The organism is Paralimibaculum aggregatum (assembly GCF_030270585.1).
Lineage (GTDB): Bacteria > Pseudomonadota > Alphaproteobacteria > Rhodobacterales > Rhodobacteraceae > Thermohalobaculum > Thermohalobaculum aggregatum.
This window is the reverse complement of sequence record NZ_BSYI01000005.1, coordinates 1-15,416: the sequence shown is the minus strand read 5'-3', so window position 1 is coordinate 15,416 and position 15,416 is coordinate 1. Positions and strand designations below refer to the sequence as shown.

Below are 15,416 nucleotides of genomic sequence, written 5' to 3'. Positions count from 1 at the left end.
GTGAAGGCGGCGAGCGGCTGGCGCTGGCTGCCGTCGGCGCCGCGGTTCTCCACCGAGAGCCAGGCCCGGACGGCGGCGCGGATCGCCGGCCATTCGCGGTCGATGATGGCGAACACCGCCTTGTCGCGGTTGTGCCCCTTCGAGACATAGGCCTGGCGGAACAGCGCCTCGTAGGAGAAGCCGAGCCGGGCGGCGGCGCGCATCGAGGCGGCGTTGAACGGGTCGCAGGTCCACTCCACCCGGCGATAGCCGAGGCGGAAGGCCCAGTCGATCTGCAGGAACAGCGCCTCGGTGGAGGCGGTGGTGTTGGCGATCTCCGGCGCCATCATGATCGAGCCGATCTCGATCGAGCCGCCCGCCGGCATCATCGACATCAGCGCGCCGAACCCCGCCGGCCGGCCGGTCGCCTTCGGCACGTAGACGCCGTAGCGCACCGCCGGATCGGCCTCGATCGCGCGCAGATGCGCCATGAACGCCGCCTCGTCGGCGAAGGGCCCGACCATGCGGTAGGTCCAGCGCCGGCCCTCGGCATCCGCCGAGATCGCCTGCCAGAGCGCGGCGCCGTGGGTCTCCGCGGTCAGCGGCTCGACATCGACGCTGGTGCCCCCGAGCACGCGCCGCCAGGGCAGGGGCGGCGGCGACCACCCCTCCAGCGGCGCCACGTCGGGCGCCTCGGCCGGGGCGATCATTCGCCGGGGGTCGGGCAGACCAGCTGGGCGTCGCCCACGAAGAGCGGGCGGCCCTCCGGGTCGGTGCCGAGCTGTTCGCCGGGTTCGGCGGCGCGCTGGCGCCGGCCATTGACCCAGTAGCCCTCGAAGGACTTGCCGGAGCGGTAGTTCATCACGCCGAAGCCGTGCTGGCGGCCCTTCTGGAAATTGCCGCAATAGACGTCGCCGTTGGGATAGGTCGCGATGCCCTCGCCGTGGATCTCGCCGTTCTCCCAGCCGCCCTCGTAGATGAAGCCGTCGGCCAGCGTCAGCGTGCCCATGCCGGCGCGCTGGCCCTGGTTGAAGCCGCCCTCGTAGACCGCGCCGTCCGGATAGGTGAGCTTGCCCTGGCCGTTCTGGGTGCCGTTCTCCCAGCCGCCGACATAGACATGCCCGTCGGCATAGCGCATCTCGCCCTCGCCGTGGTGGCGGGCCTGTTTGAAGTCGCCGACATAGACCGAGCCGTTGGCATAGTTCGCCTCGCCGGCGCCCCAGATCACGCCCTTCTGCCACTCGCCCTCGTAGGAGCCGCCATCGGCATAGGTGATCTTGCCGGTGCCGTCCGGCGTGCCGTCGACGAAGCGGCCCTCGTATTGCGAGCCGTTGGGATAGGAGGCGATGCCCTGGCCCTCGATCCGGCCCTCGACCCAGTCGCCCTCGTAGACATAGCCGTCCTTGCCGACGAACTTGCCGTCGCCGTGGCGCCGGCCATCGACGAAGGCGCCCTCGTAGCGGTCGCCATTGGCATAGACCGCGACGCCCTTGCCCTCGCGCTTGCCGTCCTTGAAGCCGCCGGAATACTTGTCGCCGTTGGCGTAGATCGCCTCGCCCTGGCCGGTGATCTGGCCCGCCTTCCAGTTGCCGGAATAGCGGAAGCCGTCGGGCAGGGTAATGGTGCCGAGCCCCTCGCGCAGGCCCTCGACGAAATTGCCCTCGTAGACCGCGCCGTCGGGATAGGTGACCTTGCCGAAGCCGTGCTGCGCGCCGTCCTTCCAGGCACCCTCGTAGCGGTAGCCGTTCTCGCGGGTCATCACGCCCTGGCCGTGATGCGCGGAATTGCGGAACTCGCCGACATAGCGCATGCCGCCGGGATAGCTCGCCTCGCCCTGGCCGTTGATCACGCCATCGACCCACTTGCCGGCATAGGAGCCGCCATCGGCATAGGTGATGGTGCCCTCGCCATGCGGCACGCCGTCCTTGAACTGGCCCTCGTAGACCGAGCCGTTGGGGAAGCGCGCGACGCCCTGGCCCTGGATCACGCCCTCGACCCATTCGCCGGTGTATTCATAGCCGTCCGGCGCGGTGTAGCTGCCCTGGCCGTGCTGCTTGCCGTCCTTGAACTCGCCCTGGTAGACGGCGCCCGAATCGTAGGTCTTGGTGGCAATCACCGGCTCGTCCTGCGCGCCGGCAGGAAAGCTCGCCGCCTGCGCCAGCACGAGGCCGACAAGCACCGGTGTGAGAACTCTCATGCGAAAGCTGCGCATGGCCCCTGATCCCTTTCCCCCAAAACCCAGCCCAAAGCCCGTCCGGTCTGATCCCCCGCCGCACGGTTAACAACTTACGGTGGGCGTGGTCGCCTGACAATCGTTGATCGGACCATGCCCCGGATGGCGGTGCCGGCGCAATGGCCGGCCTGGTCCGCGCCGCCGCAGCGCATGCCGCGCGTTGCACGGGGGACGCGGGAACCGGCTTGCCCTTGCCGGGGGGCCCCGCGCCCCGTATCTCCCGCGCAACCGGCAGAGGAGGCGGCAGCGATGACCGAGCACAGCGGAGACAACGGCGCCGGGCGCCTCAGGATCACCCTCGCGCAGCTCAACCCGGTGGCCGGCGACATCCCCGGCAATCTCGAGCGCGCCCGCGAGGCGCTGGCCGCCGGCCGCGCCGCCGGGGCCGATCTGGTGATGCTGCCGGAGATGTTCCTCTCGGGCTACCAGCTGCTCGACCTCTCGATCCGGCCGGCCTTCCTGCGCGACTGCCAGGCGGCGCTCGAGGCGCTGGCCGCCGGGATGGGCGAGGGCGACCCGGCGCTCGGCATCGGCGCGCCGATGGAGGCCGGCCGCGCCGGCGAGGCCGAGCAGCTCGGCCGCGGCGTCTACAACGCCTATCACCTGCTCGAGGGCGGCGCCGGCGGCGGGCGCATCCGCGCCCGGTTCGCCAAGCACCACCGGCCGAACTACGGCGTCTTCGACGAGAAGCGGCTCTATCTCGAGGGGCCGCCGCAGGGGCCGGTGGCGATCAACGGCTGCCGCGTCGGCTTCCCGATCTGCGAGGACATGTGGTTTCCCGATGTCGCCGAGACGCTCGAGGAGTCGGGTGCCGAGCTCTTCCTGGTGCCGAACGGCTCGCCCTATGACCGGCACAAGGTCGAGGCGCGGATGAACCACATGGTCGCGCGCACCGTCGAGACCCGGCTCAGCCTCGTCTATCTCAACCTGATGGGCGGGCAGGACGACCAGGTCTTCGACGGCGGCAGCTTCGGGCTCAACCCGGGCAAGCCGCTGGCCTTCCAGATGCCGTTCTTCGAGGAGGCGATCGAGACCGTCGAGGCGCGCCGCACCAACGAGGGCTGGCGCCTCGCCGACGGCCCGCGCGCGGCGCAGCCCGAGGCGGCGGAGGCGGACTACCGCGCCATGGTCACCGCGACCCGCGACTATGTGCGCAAGGCCGGCTTCTCCAAGGTGCTGCTCGGGCTCTCGGGCGGGATCGATTCGGCGATCGTCGCGGCGATCGCCACCGATGCGCTGGGGGCGGAGAACGTGCGCTGCGTGATGATGCCCTCGCGCTTCACCAGCCGCGAGAGCCTCGAGGACGCCGCCGCGGTGGCGGGCCGGCTCGGCGTGCGGCTCGACGAGCTCTCGATCGCCGGGGCGGTCGCGGCGCTGGAGCAGGGGCTGGCGCCGCATTTCGAGGGCATGGCCCGGGATCTCACCGAGGAGAACATCCAGTCGCGCCTGCGCGGCACCTACCTGATGGCGCTCTCCAACAAGTTCGGCGAGATGCTGCTGACCACCGGCAACAAGTCGGAGATGGCGGTCGGCTACGCGACGATCTACGGCGACATGAACGGCGGCTACAACCCGATCAAGGATCTCTACAAGACCCGCGTCTTCGCCGCCGCGCGCTGGCGCAACACGGTGCGGCACGACTGGATGCTGGGCCCGGCCGGCGAGGTGATCCCCGAGCGGGTGATCGCCAAGCCGCCCAGCGCCGAGCTGCGCGAGGACCAGAAGGACGAGGACAGCCTGCCGCCCTACGAGATCCTCGACGCGATCCTCGAGCGGCTGGTGGAGGAGGACGCCTCGACCGCCGAGATCATCGCCGAGGGCCATGACCGCGAGACCGTGATGAAGGTGCAGCACCTGCTCTACATCTCGGAATACAAGCGCTTCCAGTCGGCCCCCGGCACCAAGCTGACGCGCCGCGCCTTCTGGCTCGACCGGCGCTATCCCATCGTCAACCGCTGGCGCGACCGCTCCTGAGCGCGCCGCGCGGGCGGGGGAGGGGGACGGGCCGAGGGAGGGGCGCCGGCTATTTCTGCGCCAGGCTCATCGAGCCCTTGGGCCAGAGGATGGTGTAGCTCAGCTCGCGCCCATGGGTCTTCGAGAGCTCCTTCTCGCGGGTGATCTCGCCGCCGCCGGAGATCACCTTGAAGTCGATCCCCACGGTGCCCTTGACGCCGGACTTCTTCACCGCGCCCTCGGCGCTGTGGTCCTTCTTGGTGGCCTTGGCGGCATCCTCGCGGGCCTTGATCACCAGCACCTCGCCGGCCTTCAGCGGATTGTAGACGAGGTGGTTGGCGAGCTTCGGCTTGACCTTGCGCTGCAGCGCGACATTCACGATCACCCGCGATTTCGACGGCTCCAGCATGATCCCGCGGAACCGGGCGCCGCCCGCTTTCATGGCGCTGGCGAGCTTCACCTTGCTGGCCGGGAACTGCAGCGTGACCTTGCCGCCCTTTGGCAGCGTGTTGTTGAAATCGACGAAGGCGAACAGGATGTCGACCTCGACCAGCCCCTTCGCCGCGCCTTCCTTCTCGTACTGCTTCTCCTCCCGGGCGATCTCCGATTGCCAGGCCTTCAGCGTCCGCAGGATGCCGTCCATGGTCTTCAGGAATTCGGGCCATGCCAGCAGCGCCCGCTTCGGCCGGGTGGCGCGCAGCCTGGTGCCGTCGCGGACCGCGCCGTCGAGCCGGTCGCGCATCAGCTCGTAGCGCGGCGGTTTCACCTCGGCAAAGCGCAGGAGCCCGTTGACGAAGCTGGTGACGAGCTTGGCCTCGAGCATCGGCAGCACGCTGTCGAAGCGCCCCGACGCGAAGAGCCTGGCGAATTTCTGGACCGATTTCGCCCGTTCGGCTTCCCTGGTCATGGTCGTCCCTCCGCGTTGCATGCGGACCCTGGCGACGGGGGAGATGATACCACATCCGGCCGCGCCGGGCTTGACGAACGTCAACGGCAGCGGCGGCCCGGTGCGTCACGCCAGACGCACGGCGCGATTGTTGCATGCGGGCGGCAGTCGCGCGCCGCCTCCCGCCCGCCCGCAGCCGCACTTGACCCGCCCCGCGCGAGCGGTCACGGATAGCGGGCCAGACCCGGAGTGCCCCAGAATGACGACCACCCGTTTCGCGCCATCGCCCACGGGATTGCTGCATGTCGGCAATCTGCGGACGGCGGTGCTCAACTGGATGCTGGCGCGCAAGGCCGGCGGCACCTTCATCCTGCGCATCGACGACACCGACACCGCCCGCTCGGAGGCGCGATTCGCCGATGCGATCCGGCGCGACCTCGAATGGCTCGGCCTGACCTGGGACCGCGAGGAGCGCCAGTCGGAGCGCTTCGAGCGCTATGCCGCCGCCACCGAGACGCTGCGCGCCGCGACCCGCGTCTACGAATGCTTCGAGACGCCGCTCGAGCTCGAGCTCAAGCGCAAGACGCAGCTCGCCATGGGCAAGCCGCCGGTCTATGACCGCGGCGCGCTGATGCTGACCAATGCCGAGCGCGAGGCGCTGCGCGAGACCCGCAACCCGCATCTGCGCTTCCTGCTCGAGCGCCGGCCGATCGAGTGGGACGACCTGATCCGCGGGCCGCAGTCGGTCGACGGTGCCTCGATCTCCGATCCGGTGCTCTACCGCGCCGACGGGCAGCTGCTCTACACGCTGGCCTCGGTGGTGGACGACATCGAGATGGGCGTCACCCATGTGGTGCGCGGCGCCGACCACGTGACCAACACCGGCGCGCAGATCCAGATCTTCGAGGCGCTCGGCGCCGCGCCGCCGCGCTTCGCGCATCACGCGCTGCTGACCGGGCCGCAGGGCGAGGCGCTGTCGAAGCGGCTCGGCACGCTCAGCCTCGCCGACCTGCGCGAGGGCGGGGTGGAGCCGGCGGCGCTGCTCGCCTTCATGGCGCGGCTCGGCTCGTCGCTCCCGGTCGAGGTGGCGACCGATCCCGCGGCGCTCGTCGCGGCCTTCGATCCCGGGCAGTTCGGCCTCTCGCCGACCAGGTTCGACGCCGAGGAGCTGCGGCTGCATTCCGCCAAGACCCTGCGCGCGCTGCCGCTGGCGGCGGTTGCCGACCGCCTGTCCGCGATCGGCGTGCCGGAGGCGCGGCAGGCCGCCTTCTGGGAGGCGGTTGGCCCCAATCTCGACCGTTTCGACGAGGCCGCCGGCTGGTGGGCGCTGTGCCGCGAGGGGCCGGGGGCGGCCGACATCCCGGCGGAGGATATCGATTTCGTCGAGACCGCGCTGGCGCTGCTGCCGCCGCGCCCCTGGGGGCCGGAGAGCTGGGGCGCCTGGACCGAGGCGGTGAAGCGCGCCACCGGGCGCAAGGGCCGGGCGCTGTTCCAGCCGCTGCGCCGGGCGCTCACCGGGCGCGACCGGGGCCCCGAGATGGCCCGGCTGATGCCGCTGCTCGAGGGGCCGCTGCCGGCCAGCGCGGCGGGTCCGGCCGGCGGCTGAGCCGGGCGGCGCAGGCCCCCGGCGGACCCCGGCGAGGCCCGGCCGCCGGGCGCCCGGCCGCATTCGCGCTTGACAGCGCCGGCGCGGGCAGGCACCACTCCGCCCATGACACATGCTGCCGCCATCTTCCGGATCTGCATTAGCTGCTGACACCCACGTCCGCGGCGGCCTGTCACCTTGTTCCAATAGCCCAGATGTCAGACCCGCTGCGGGAACCCCGCGCGAGGCCGACATGACATCCGAGATCACGCTCTACGACAGCCGCACCCGCCAGAAGCAGCCGCTGCGCCCCGATGCGGCGGGCCGCGTCGGCATGTATGTCTGCGGCCCCACGGTCTATGACCGGGCGCATATCGGCAATGCCCGGCCGGCGGTGGTGTTCGACGTGCTGTTCCGCCTGCTGCGCCACGAGCTCGGCGCCGGGCGCGTCACCTATGTGCGCAACTTCACCGACGTCGACGACAAGATCAACGCCCGCGCCGCCGAAAGCCGCGGCCCCGGCGAGAGCCTCGAGGCCGCGGTGCGCCGCATCACCGACGAGACCATCGGCTGGTATCACGAGGACATGGGCGCGCTCGGCACCATGCGCCCCGATCACGAGCCGCGCTGCACCGAATACATCCCCCAGATGATCGCCATGGCCGAGCGCCTGATCGCCGCCGGCCATGCCTATGCCGCCGAGGGGCACGTGCTGTTCGAGGTGGCGAGCTATGCGGGCTATGGCGGGCTCTCGCGCCGTTCGCTCGACGAGATGGAGGCCGGCGCCCGGGTCGAGGTCGCGCCCTACAAGCGCAACCCGATGGATTTCGTGCTCTGGAAGCCCTCGACCCCGGAGCAGCCCGGCTGGGACAGCCCCTGGGGCCGCGGCCGCCCGGGCTGGCACATCGAGTGCTCGGCGATGGCCAAGGCGCTGCTCGGCGACCGCTTCCAGATCCATGCCGGCGGCATCGACCTGCAGTTCCCGCATCACGAGAACGAGCGCGCCCAGAGCTGCTGCGCCAACGCCACCGAGGAGATGGCCGATATCTGGATGCACAACGGCTACCTGATGGTCGAGGGCGAGAAGATGTCGAAGAGCCTCGGCAACTTCTTCACCGTGAAGGACCTGCGCGACCGGGGCATCCCCGGCGAGGTGATGCGCATGGTGCTGCTCTCGACGCAGTACCGCCAGCCGCTGGACTGGACCGGGAAGCGCGTCGCCGAGGCCGAGGCGGCGCTGCGGCGCTGGCGCGGGCTCTGCGCCGGGGTGGCCCCGGCCGCCGCGGTGCCGGCAGCGGTGCGCGCGGCGCTGGCCGACGACATCAACACCCCGAAGGCGATCGCCGCGCTGCACGCGCTGGCCGGGCAGGGCGATGCGGCGGGGCTGCGCGCCGGGGCGGAGCTGCTCGGCCTGCTCACCGATGCGCTCGGCGGCTGGGAGGCGGCGGCCGAGGCCGATGCGGATGTCGCCGCCGGGATCGACCGGCTGCTGGCCGCCCGCGCCGCGGCGCGCAAGGCGAGGGATTTCGCCCGCGCCGATGCGATCCGCGACGGGCTGGCGGCGGCCGGCGTCGAGGTGAAGGACACGCCGCAGGGCGCCGAGTGGCAGCTCGGCCCGGATTTCGACGCGGCCCGCCTCGCCGGGCTGGAGGCGGCAGGATGAGCGCCGCCGCCCGCCGCCGGCAGCACGCCGCCCGCGCCGCGGCCGCGCCGCCCCGGCGCGCCCCGTTCGCCCTGCCGCACCCGAACCGATCCCGTTCCGAACCCAGATGCGGGTGCCTGCGCCCCGCCAGCGAGGCCCGGCCATGACCACCCACACCGCCCCGGCGGCCCCGAGCGCCCAGCCGAAGGAGGCCGCGGCCGCCGTCCGCGAGCGGCTCTGGCTCTATGACACCACGCTGCGCGACGGCCAGCAGACCCAGGGCGTCGATTTCTCGGTCGACGACAAGATCCGCATCGCCCGCGCCCTCGACGCCCTCGGCATCGACTTCATCGAGGGCGGCTGGCCCGGCGCCAACCCGACCGACAGCGACTTCTTCGCCCAGGCCCCGGCGACCCGCGCGCGCTTCACCGCCTTCGGCATGACCAAGCGGGCCGGGCGCTCGGCGGCCAATGACGAGGTGCTGGCCGAGGTCGTCAATGCCGGCACGCAGGCGGTCTGCCTCGTCGGCAAGTCGCACGACTTCCATGTCGAGGCGGCGCTCGGGATCACGCTGGAGGAGAACCTCGGCAACATCCGCGAGAGCATCGCCCATCTGGCCGGCCTCGGGCGCGAGGCGCTGTTCGACGCCGAGCATTTCTTCGACGGCTACAAGGCGAACCCGGCCTATGCGCTGGAGGCGCTGCGCGCCGCGCTCGAGGGCGGCGCCGGCTGGGTCGTGCTCTGCGACACCAATGGCGGCACCCTGCCGGCGGAGATCGGCGAGATCACCGCCGCGGTCGCCGCCCGGCTGCCGGAGGCCCGCCTCGGCATCCACACCCACAACGACACCGAGCAGGCGGTGGCCGGCACCTTCGCCGCGGTGGAGGCCGGGGCGCGGCAGATCCAGGGCACGCTGAACGGCCTCGGCGAGCGCTGCGGCAATGCCAATCTCTGCTCGATCATCCCCAGCCTGGTGCTGAAGCCGCGCTATGCCGAGCGTTTCGAGACCGGGGTGGCGCCGGAGAAGCTGGCCGATCTGCGCCGGCTCTCGGTCACGCTCGACGAGATGCTGAACCGCCAGCCCGACCCGCATGCGCCCTATGTCGGCGCCGCCGCCTTCGCGCACAAGGCGGGGCTGCACGCATCGGCGATCCTGAAGGACCCGACGACCTACGAGCATGTCGCGCCGGAGGCCGTGGGCAATGCCCGCGTGGTGCCGATGTCGAACCAGGCCGGCCGCGCCAACCTGATGCGCCGGCTCGAGGAGGCGGGCATCGCCGTCGAGCGCGACGACCCGCGCCTCGGCACGCTGCTGATGGAGGTCAAGACCCGCGAGGACCAGGGCTTCGCCTATGACCAGGCGGATGCCAGCTTCGAGCTGCTGGCGCGGCGCCATCTCGGCCTGATGCCGCGCTTCTTCGAGGTCGACCGCTACCGCGTCTCGGTCGAGCGCCGCTTCGACGCCCAGGGCCGCTGGGTCACCGCCTCCGAGGCGGTGGTGGTGGTCCATGTCGATGGCGAGCGGATGATCTCCGCCTCCGAGAGCCTCGACCCGGTCAGCAGGGAGGACCAGGGCCCGGTCAACGCGCTCAGCCGCGCGCTGATCAAGGATCTCGGCCGCTACCAGGAACATATCGAGGACATGCGGCTGGTCGACTTCAAGGTCCGCATCCACGGCCAGGGCACCGAGGCGGTGACCCGCGTGCTGCTGGAAAGCCGCGACGCCGCGGGCCGGCACTGGACCACCCTCGGCGTCTCGGCCAACATCGTCGATGCCTCCTTCCAGGCGCTCGAGGATGCGGTGCTGGCCAAGCTGGTGCGGGCCGGGGTGCGCGGCAGCAATGGCTGACGCTCCGGCAGCCGGCGAGGAGACCGGCCCGGCGGCGCTGCTCCGGCGCTATGACCCGGATCTCTTCGCCTGCCTGATCTTCGCGCGGGAGCCGCTGCGCAGCCGGCTGATGGTGCTCGGCGCCTATGATCTCGAGCTCAGCCGCGCGGTGCACGGCGCCCGGCGCGCCGCCGATACCGGCCCGCTGATCGGCGCGATGCGGCTGCAGTTCTGGCGCGACACGCTGGAGGGCGCCTTCGCCGGCCAGCCGCCGCGGGCGCATGAGGTGGCCGGGCCGCTGGGCGAGCTGATCGCCGCCGCCGCCCCGGCACCGGCCGATCTCGAGGCGCTGATCGCGGCGCGCGACATGGAGCTGGCGCCGCCGCTCGCCGACATCCCGGCCTGGGCGGAGGCGCGCTATGCCGCCTTCCTGCGGCTCGGCTGCGCGCTGGCCGGCGCGGCGCCGCCCGCCGCCTGCGGGCCGGCGGGGCAGGCGCTCGGCCGGGCCTTCCTGCTGCGCACGGCGGCGGCGATGGCGCGCGAGCCCGGGGCGCTGCTGGCGGATGCGTCGCCGGCGGCGCTGGCCGGCCATGCCCGGGAAGGGCTCGGGGCGCTCGCCGAGGCGCGCCGGGCGCGCCTGCCGGCGGCGGCGCGGCCGCTGTTCCTGACGCTCTGGCAGGCCGAACGCAGCCTCGCCGCCGCCGCCGCCGATCCCGAGGCCGCCGCGGCGCGGGGGCTGCCGGCCGCCGGCCCCGCCCGCCGCGCCCTCGCGCTCAGCTGGCGCGCCCTCGCCGGGCGGCCCTGAGGCCCGGCCGGCGCTCCGGTCGTCAGCGCCGGCGCAGCACGTAGACGGTGGCCTTCAGGCCGATGCCGGGCAGATGCGCGCCGTAATCGGCCACCAGCAGCTCGGTATAGCCGCAGTCGATCAGGTCGTTGATGCGCCCGCGGATGGTGCCGTCGGCCGCCGCGTGATCGTTCACCGAGAACACCAGGCAGCCGCCGGAGGGCAGCTTGCCGACGATCTCGTCGAGCACCGTCGGCGGCATGTATTCCGGCGAGATGCAGCCGATCGCCGCGGCGTTCTGGTAGACATCGCCCGGCATCTCCAGCGGTTTCGAGAGATCGGCGATGGCGAGCTCGCGATAGACGTCCTTCCTGCGGGCGCGGGCCAGCATCTCCTCCGAGAGGTCGAAGCCGTCGATGCAGTCGAACCCCGCCGCGCGCAGGGCCAGGCCCGAGAGCCCGGTGCCGCAGGCCAGGTCCATCACCGGCGCCCAGGGCAGCGCGGCATGGGCGGCCAGCGCCTCGGCGCAGCGTTTCGGGGTGATGTAGCCGTTCTTGCCGACCTCGGCGTCATAGGCCGGGGCCCAGCGGTCGTAGAAGCCCTCGGCCTCTTCCGGCGTCTCGATCCTGTAGGCGTGTTCGAGGCCCACGTCCTTGTCGCCTCCGCGGGTGTCGGAATTGTCCATTTGCGCCTCCTTGGGGTCGCTTTCGGACAAGTATCGGGGCCGCGCCGCGGGAATGCAACCGCGGCCCGCCGGGGCGTCAGGCCGCAGAGGCCGCCCCCTCCGACGCCGCGATCCAGGCGGCCAGCGCGGATTTCGCCCGCTCGGTATAGGCGCGGGCCCGCTCGCGCTTGCCCTTGCGGCCCTTGCGGATATCCTCCTCGAGCGGCGGAAACAGGCCGAAATTCACGTTCATCGGCTGGAAGGTCTCGGCCTCGGCGCCGCCGGTGATATGGCCGAGCAGGGCGCCGAGCGCGGTCTCCGCCGGCGGCGGCGGGCAGGGCCGCCCGAGCCGCTCGGCCGCGGCGAAGCGCCCGGCCAGGATCCCCATGGCGCCGGATTCGACATAGCCCTCGACCCCGGTGATCTGCCCGGCGAAGCGCAGCCGCGGATCGGCCTTCAGCCGCATCTCGCCGTCGAGCAGCCGCGGCGCGTTGAGGAAGGTGTTGCGGTGGATCCCGCCGAGGCGTGCAAACCGGGCATTCTCCAGCCCCGGAATCTTCGCGAAAACAGCGGCCTGCGCGCCATACTTCATCTTGGTCTGGAAGCCGACGAGATTGTAGAGCGTGCCGAGCCGGTTCTCGCGCCGCAGCTGCACGATGGCATGGGGCTTCACATCCGGCTGGTGCGGGTTGGTCAGCCCGACCGGCTTCAGCGGGCCATAGCGCAGGGTCTCGCGCCCGCGCGCCGCCATCACCTCGATCGGCAGGCAGCCCTCGAAATAGGGCGTGCCCTCCCACTCCTTGAACTCCGTCACCTCGGCCGCCAGCAGCGCGTCGATGAAGCCCTCGTACTGCTCGCGGCTCATCGGGCAGTTGAGATAGGCGGTGCGCTCCGCCTCGGTCTCGCCCTTGTCGTAGCGCGACTGGAACCAGGCCTTGGAGAGATCGACGCTGTCGGCATAGACGATCGGCGCGATGGCGTCGAAGAAGGCCAGCGAGGTCTCGCCGGTCAGCCCGCCGATCGCGGCGGCCAGCGGCTCGGAGGTGAGCGGGCCGGTGGCGATCACCACGCTGTCCCACTCGGCGGGGGGCAGGCCGGCGACCTCGCCGCGTTCCAGCGTGATCAGCGGGTGCTCGGCGATGGCGCGGGTCACCGCCGCCGAGAACACCGCGCGGTCGACCGCCAGCGCGCCGCCGGCCGGCACCGAGGCGGGCCCGGCGGCGGCCATCATGATCGAGCCGAGCCGGCGCATCTCCTCGTGCAGCAGGCCCACCGCGTTGGTCTCGTGATCGTCCGAGCGGAAGGAGTTGGAGCAGACGAGCTCGGCCAGACCGTCGGTCTGGTGCGCCTCGGTGCCGCGATGCGGGCGCATCTCGTGGAGCACCACGGGAACGCCCATGCTGGCCGCGGCCCAGGCTGCCTCGCAGCCCGCCATGCCGCCGCCGACGATGTGAATGGGTCTCATGGTCAGCACTTAGGGTCGCGCCCGCGGCAGGGTCAAGCCGGATCAGACCCGGAAGGCCAGCCCCACGCCATAGGCGACCGCGGCGCAGATGCCGCCGACCAGCACCGTCTCGCCGACGCAGCGCGCCATCGGCTCGATGGTCACCTTCCAGCGCAGCAGGCCGAGCGCCACCAGCGCCGAGAAGGTCGCGCCCACCGCGACGAGGAAGGTCGTCTCCGAGGGCGGCATCAGGAAATAGGGCACCAGCGGCACCGCGCCGAAGCAGAGGAAGCTGGCGAAGGTCATCAGCGCGTCGCGCACCGGGCGGTCGCCGTCGGGCCCGGACAGCGCCATCGCCTCGCGCACCAGCGCCTCGGCCAGCAGCCCCGGGTCCCGCGCCGTCGCGGCGGCGACCGCGCGTGCGGTGTCCTCGGCAATGCCGCGGGCGGCGAGGCGCGCGGCATAGCCCTGGCGCTGGCCCTCCGGATCGGCGGCGATCATGCGGCCGACGGCGCCGTGCACGCGGTGGTAGATGTCGCGCTGCGAACGCGCCGAGAGAAAGGCGCCGAGGCCCATCGAGGTGGCATCCGCCAGCAGGTTGGCCAGCCCGAACAGCAGCACCGCGACCGCGCCCACCGGCCCCGCGCCCTCGGCCGCGGCGCCGGCGAAGCCCGCCACCACGGCGAAGGTGGTGACGATGCCGTCATTGCCGCCATAGACCACCTCGCGCAGCGAGGCGCCGATGGTGCCGACGCCGTCGATGGGGGCGGGCGCGGTGTCCTCGCCGCGATCGGCACGCTGCTGCAAGCTGGCCTCCAGGCTGGATGGGCCGCGCGCCGGGCCTCTAGGCCCGCGCCGCGCCGGAGGCCGGGGCGTGCGGCGCCATCACGGCTTTGGCCAGGCCGAGAGCGGGAAGGGCCGGCGTGCCGTCGCCCCGGTGAGATAGCCCGTCACCTCGGCGAGCCAGATCGCGAGGCTCCGCCCGAAGCCCTGGATGTGCTCGTTCTCGCGGCCGCTGACGGCGAGATGGATCACCTGCACCACGGTCAGCATCGTCAGCAGCCACTGCGCGATGCCGAATGCGACGACATAGAGGATCGAGAGCCCGATCCGGGCGACCAGCCTGTCGCGCCGCTGGGTCCGCGTCTCGCTGCCGGGGGACGCCTCTGCCTGGCTGTCGGTCATGCCGAGCCTCCACTCTGTGATCAGGGATGGTTCGGAGATGCGGATGATGCGCTGCGGGATCAAGCCCGGACCGGGAAAATGCGCGGATTTGCCCTTAAGCCCGGCGGCGATCCGGCCTAGTCTGCCGGCGGCAAGAGGAGGGCGCGATGCGCATCGACGGCACCGACTGGCGGACCATCTGGCGGCGCGCGGATGGCAGCGTCGCGATCATCGACCAGACCCGGCTGCCCTTCGCGCTGGAGGTGGTGACGCTGGCCACCGCGGCGGAGGCCGCGCGCGCCATCGCCGGGATGCAGGTGCGCGGCGCCCCGCTGATCGGCGCGGCGGCGGCCTATGGCATGGCGCTGGCCGCGGCGGCGGACCCCTCGGACGCCGCGCTGGCCGCGGCCGCGGGCGTGCTGATGGCGGCGCGGCCGACCGCGGTCAACCTCGCCTGGGCGGTGGAGGCGCAGCTCTCCGCGCTGCGTCCGCTGGCGCCGGATGCCCGCGCCGCCGCTGCCTTTGCCCGCGCCGATGCCATCGCCGAGGACGACGTCGCCCGCAACACCGCGCTCGGGATGCACGGGCTCGCGCTGGTCCGCGCCGCGGCCGAGGCGCGCCCCGGCCCGGTGCAGATCCTCACCCATTGCAATGCCGGCTGGCTGGCGACGGTGGACCGCGGCACCGCCACCGCGCCGATCTATGCCGCGGCCGAGGCGGGGATCGACCTGCATGTCTGGGTCGACGAGACCCGCCCGCGCAACCAGGGCGGCCAGCTCACCGCCTGGGAGCTGGCGCGCGCCGGCATCCCGCACACGGTGATCGTCGACAATGCCGGCGGGCACCTGATGCAGGCGGGGCAGGTGGATCTCTGCCTCGTCGGCACCGACCGCACGGCGCGCAACGGCGATGTGGCGAACAAGATCGGCACCTATCTGAAGGCGCTGGCGGCGCGGGACTGCGGCGTGCCGTTCCATGTCTGCCTGCCCTCGCCGACGATCGACTGGCAGATCGCCGCCGGCGCCGCGATCCCGATCGAGGAGCGTGCCGCCGCGGAGGTCGAGACGGTGGCCGGGCCGGAGGGGCCGGTGCGCGTGGTCAGCCCGGGCTCGCCGGTCGCGAACCCGGCTTTCGACGTGACCCCGGCGCGGCTCGTCACCTCGCTGGTCACCGAGCGGGGGATCTGCGCCGCCTCACCCGAGGGGCTGGCCGGCCTCTTCCCCGAGCACGCGGCCCCCGCCGCCCGCAGCGCCT

12 protein-coding genes and 1 pseudogene are annotated in these 15,416 nt (G+C 72.4%); 6 read left to right on the top strand and 7 right to left on the bottom strand.

Annotated elements, in window-relative coordinates; genetic code table 11:
* Positions 1-188: 188 nt before the first annotated feature.
* Together QSJ97_RS04210 and QSJ97_RS04205 are read right to left on the bottom strand one after the other, a co-directional pair.
* Positions 189-689 (bottom strand): annotated as a pseudogene (locus QSJ97_RS04210) (GNAT family N-acetyltransferase); the annotation flags it as partial.
* Positions 686-2,176, bottom strand: coding sequence for an MORN repeat-containing protein (locus tag QSJ97_RS04205; protein WP_285670364.1), 1,491 nt, complete (start codon positions 2,174-2,176; stop codon positions 686-688). The gene QSJ97_RS04205 and the pseudogene QSJ97_RS04210, both read right to left, overlap by 4 nt.
* Before the next feature lie 285 nt (positions 2,177-2,461).
* On the opposite strand from QSJ97_RS04205, the gene QSJ97_RS04200 reads away from it, so the two are divergent.
* Positions 2,462-4,186 (top strand): NAD+ synthase, encoded by a 1,725-nt coding sequence (locus QSJ97_RS04200; protein WP_285670363.1) that lies wholly within the window; start codon positions 2,462-2,464, stop codon positions 4,184-4,186.
* A gap of 49 nt (positions 4,187-4,235) precedes the next feature.
* Here the strand turns inward: QSJ97_RS04200 and QSJ97_RS04195 are convergent, their stop codons facing one another.
* The gene (locus QSJ97_RS04195; protein WP_285670361.1) at positions 4,236-5,072 is read right to left on the bottom strand and encodes a hypothetical protein; all 837 of its coding nucleotides are present in this window, start codon (positions 5,070-5,072) and stop codon (positions 4,236-4,238) included.
* 238 nt (positions 5,073-5,310) lie between these two features.
* Between QSJ97_RS04195 and gltX the strand changes: the two genes are divergently transcribed.
* The 4 genes from gltX (at position 5,311) to QSJ97_RS04175 (ending at position 10,911) form a co-directional block, all read left to right on the top strand.
* A complete protein-coding gene (gene gltX, locus QSJ97_RS04190) occupies positions 5,311-6,657 on the top strand; it encodes a glutamate--tRNA ligase (protein WP_285670360.1) in 1,347 nt (448 codons plus the stop codon).
* A gap of 232 nt (positions 6,658-6,889) precedes the next feature.
* Entirely contained in the window at positions 6,890-8,299 is a 1,410-nt protein-coding gene (gene cysS, locus QSJ97_RS04185) for a cysteine--tRNA ligase (protein ID WP_285670359.1), read from the top strand.
* A gap of 142 nt (positions 8,300-8,441) precedes the next feature.
* Complete coding sequence (cimA, locus tag QSJ97_RS04180) at positions 8,442-10,127, top strand: citramalate synthase (protein ID WP_285670358.1); 1,686 nt, start codon at positions 8,442-8,444, stop codon at positions 10,125-10,127.
* Positions 10,120-10,911 carry a squalene/phytoene synthase family protein gene (locus QSJ97_RS04175; RefSeq protein ID WP_285670339.1) on the top strand — a complete coding sequence of 264 codons (792 nt, stop codon included), beginning with the start codon at positions 10,120-10,122 and terminating at the stop codon, positions 10,909-10,911. The genes cimA and QSJ97_RS04175 overlap by 8 nt, the downstream gene beginning before the upstream one ends.
* 22 nt (positions 10,912-10,933) lie before the next feature.
* On the opposite strand, the gene QSJ97_RS04170 is transcribed toward QSJ97_RS04175, so the two are convergent.
* The 4 genes from QSJ97_RS04170 to QSJ97_RS04155 all read right to left on the bottom strand — a co-directional run bounded on the left by QSJ97_RS04170 (position 10,934) and on the right by QSJ97_RS04155 (position 14,183).
* Positions 10,934-11,575: a class I SAM-dependent DNA methyltransferase gene (locus QSJ97_RS04170; RefSeq protein ID WP_285670336.1), complete on the bottom strand. Its 642-nt coding sequence runs from the start codon at positions 11,573-11,575 to the stop codon at positions 10,934-10,936.
* A 76-nt stretch (positions 11,576-11,651) separates the two neighbouring features.
* Positions 11,652-13,019, bottom strand: a complete 1,368-nt coding sequence (gene trmFO, locus QSJ97_RS04165) for a methylenetetrahydrofolate--tRNA-(uracil(54)-C(5))-methyltransferase (FADH(2)-oxidizing) TrmFO (protein WP_285670335.1) — start codon at positions 13,017-13,019, stop codon at positions 11,652-11,654.
* Positions 13,020-13,061: 42 nt separating this feature from the next.
* Positions 13,062-13,805 (bottom strand): VIT1/CCC1 transporter family protein, encoded by a 744-nt coding sequence (locus QSJ97_RS04160; RefSeq protein WP_285670333.1) that lies wholly within the window; start codon positions 13,803-13,805, stop codon positions 13,062-13,064.
* Positions 13,806-13,883: 78 nt separating this feature from the next.
* A complete protein-coding gene (locus QSJ97_RS04155) occupies positions 13,884-14,183 on the bottom strand; it encodes a DUF4389 domain-containing protein (RefSeq protein WP_285670330.1) in 300 nt (99 codons plus the stop codon).
* 146 nt (positions 14,184-14,329) lie between these two features.
* Between QSJ97_RS04155 and mtnA the strand changes: the two genes are divergently transcribed.
* A partial coding sequence (mtnA, locus tag QSJ97_RS04150; protein ID WP_285670328.1) for an S-methyl-5-thioribose-1-phosphate isomerase occupies positions 14,330-15,416 on the top strand: 1,087 nt, incomplete at its 3' end.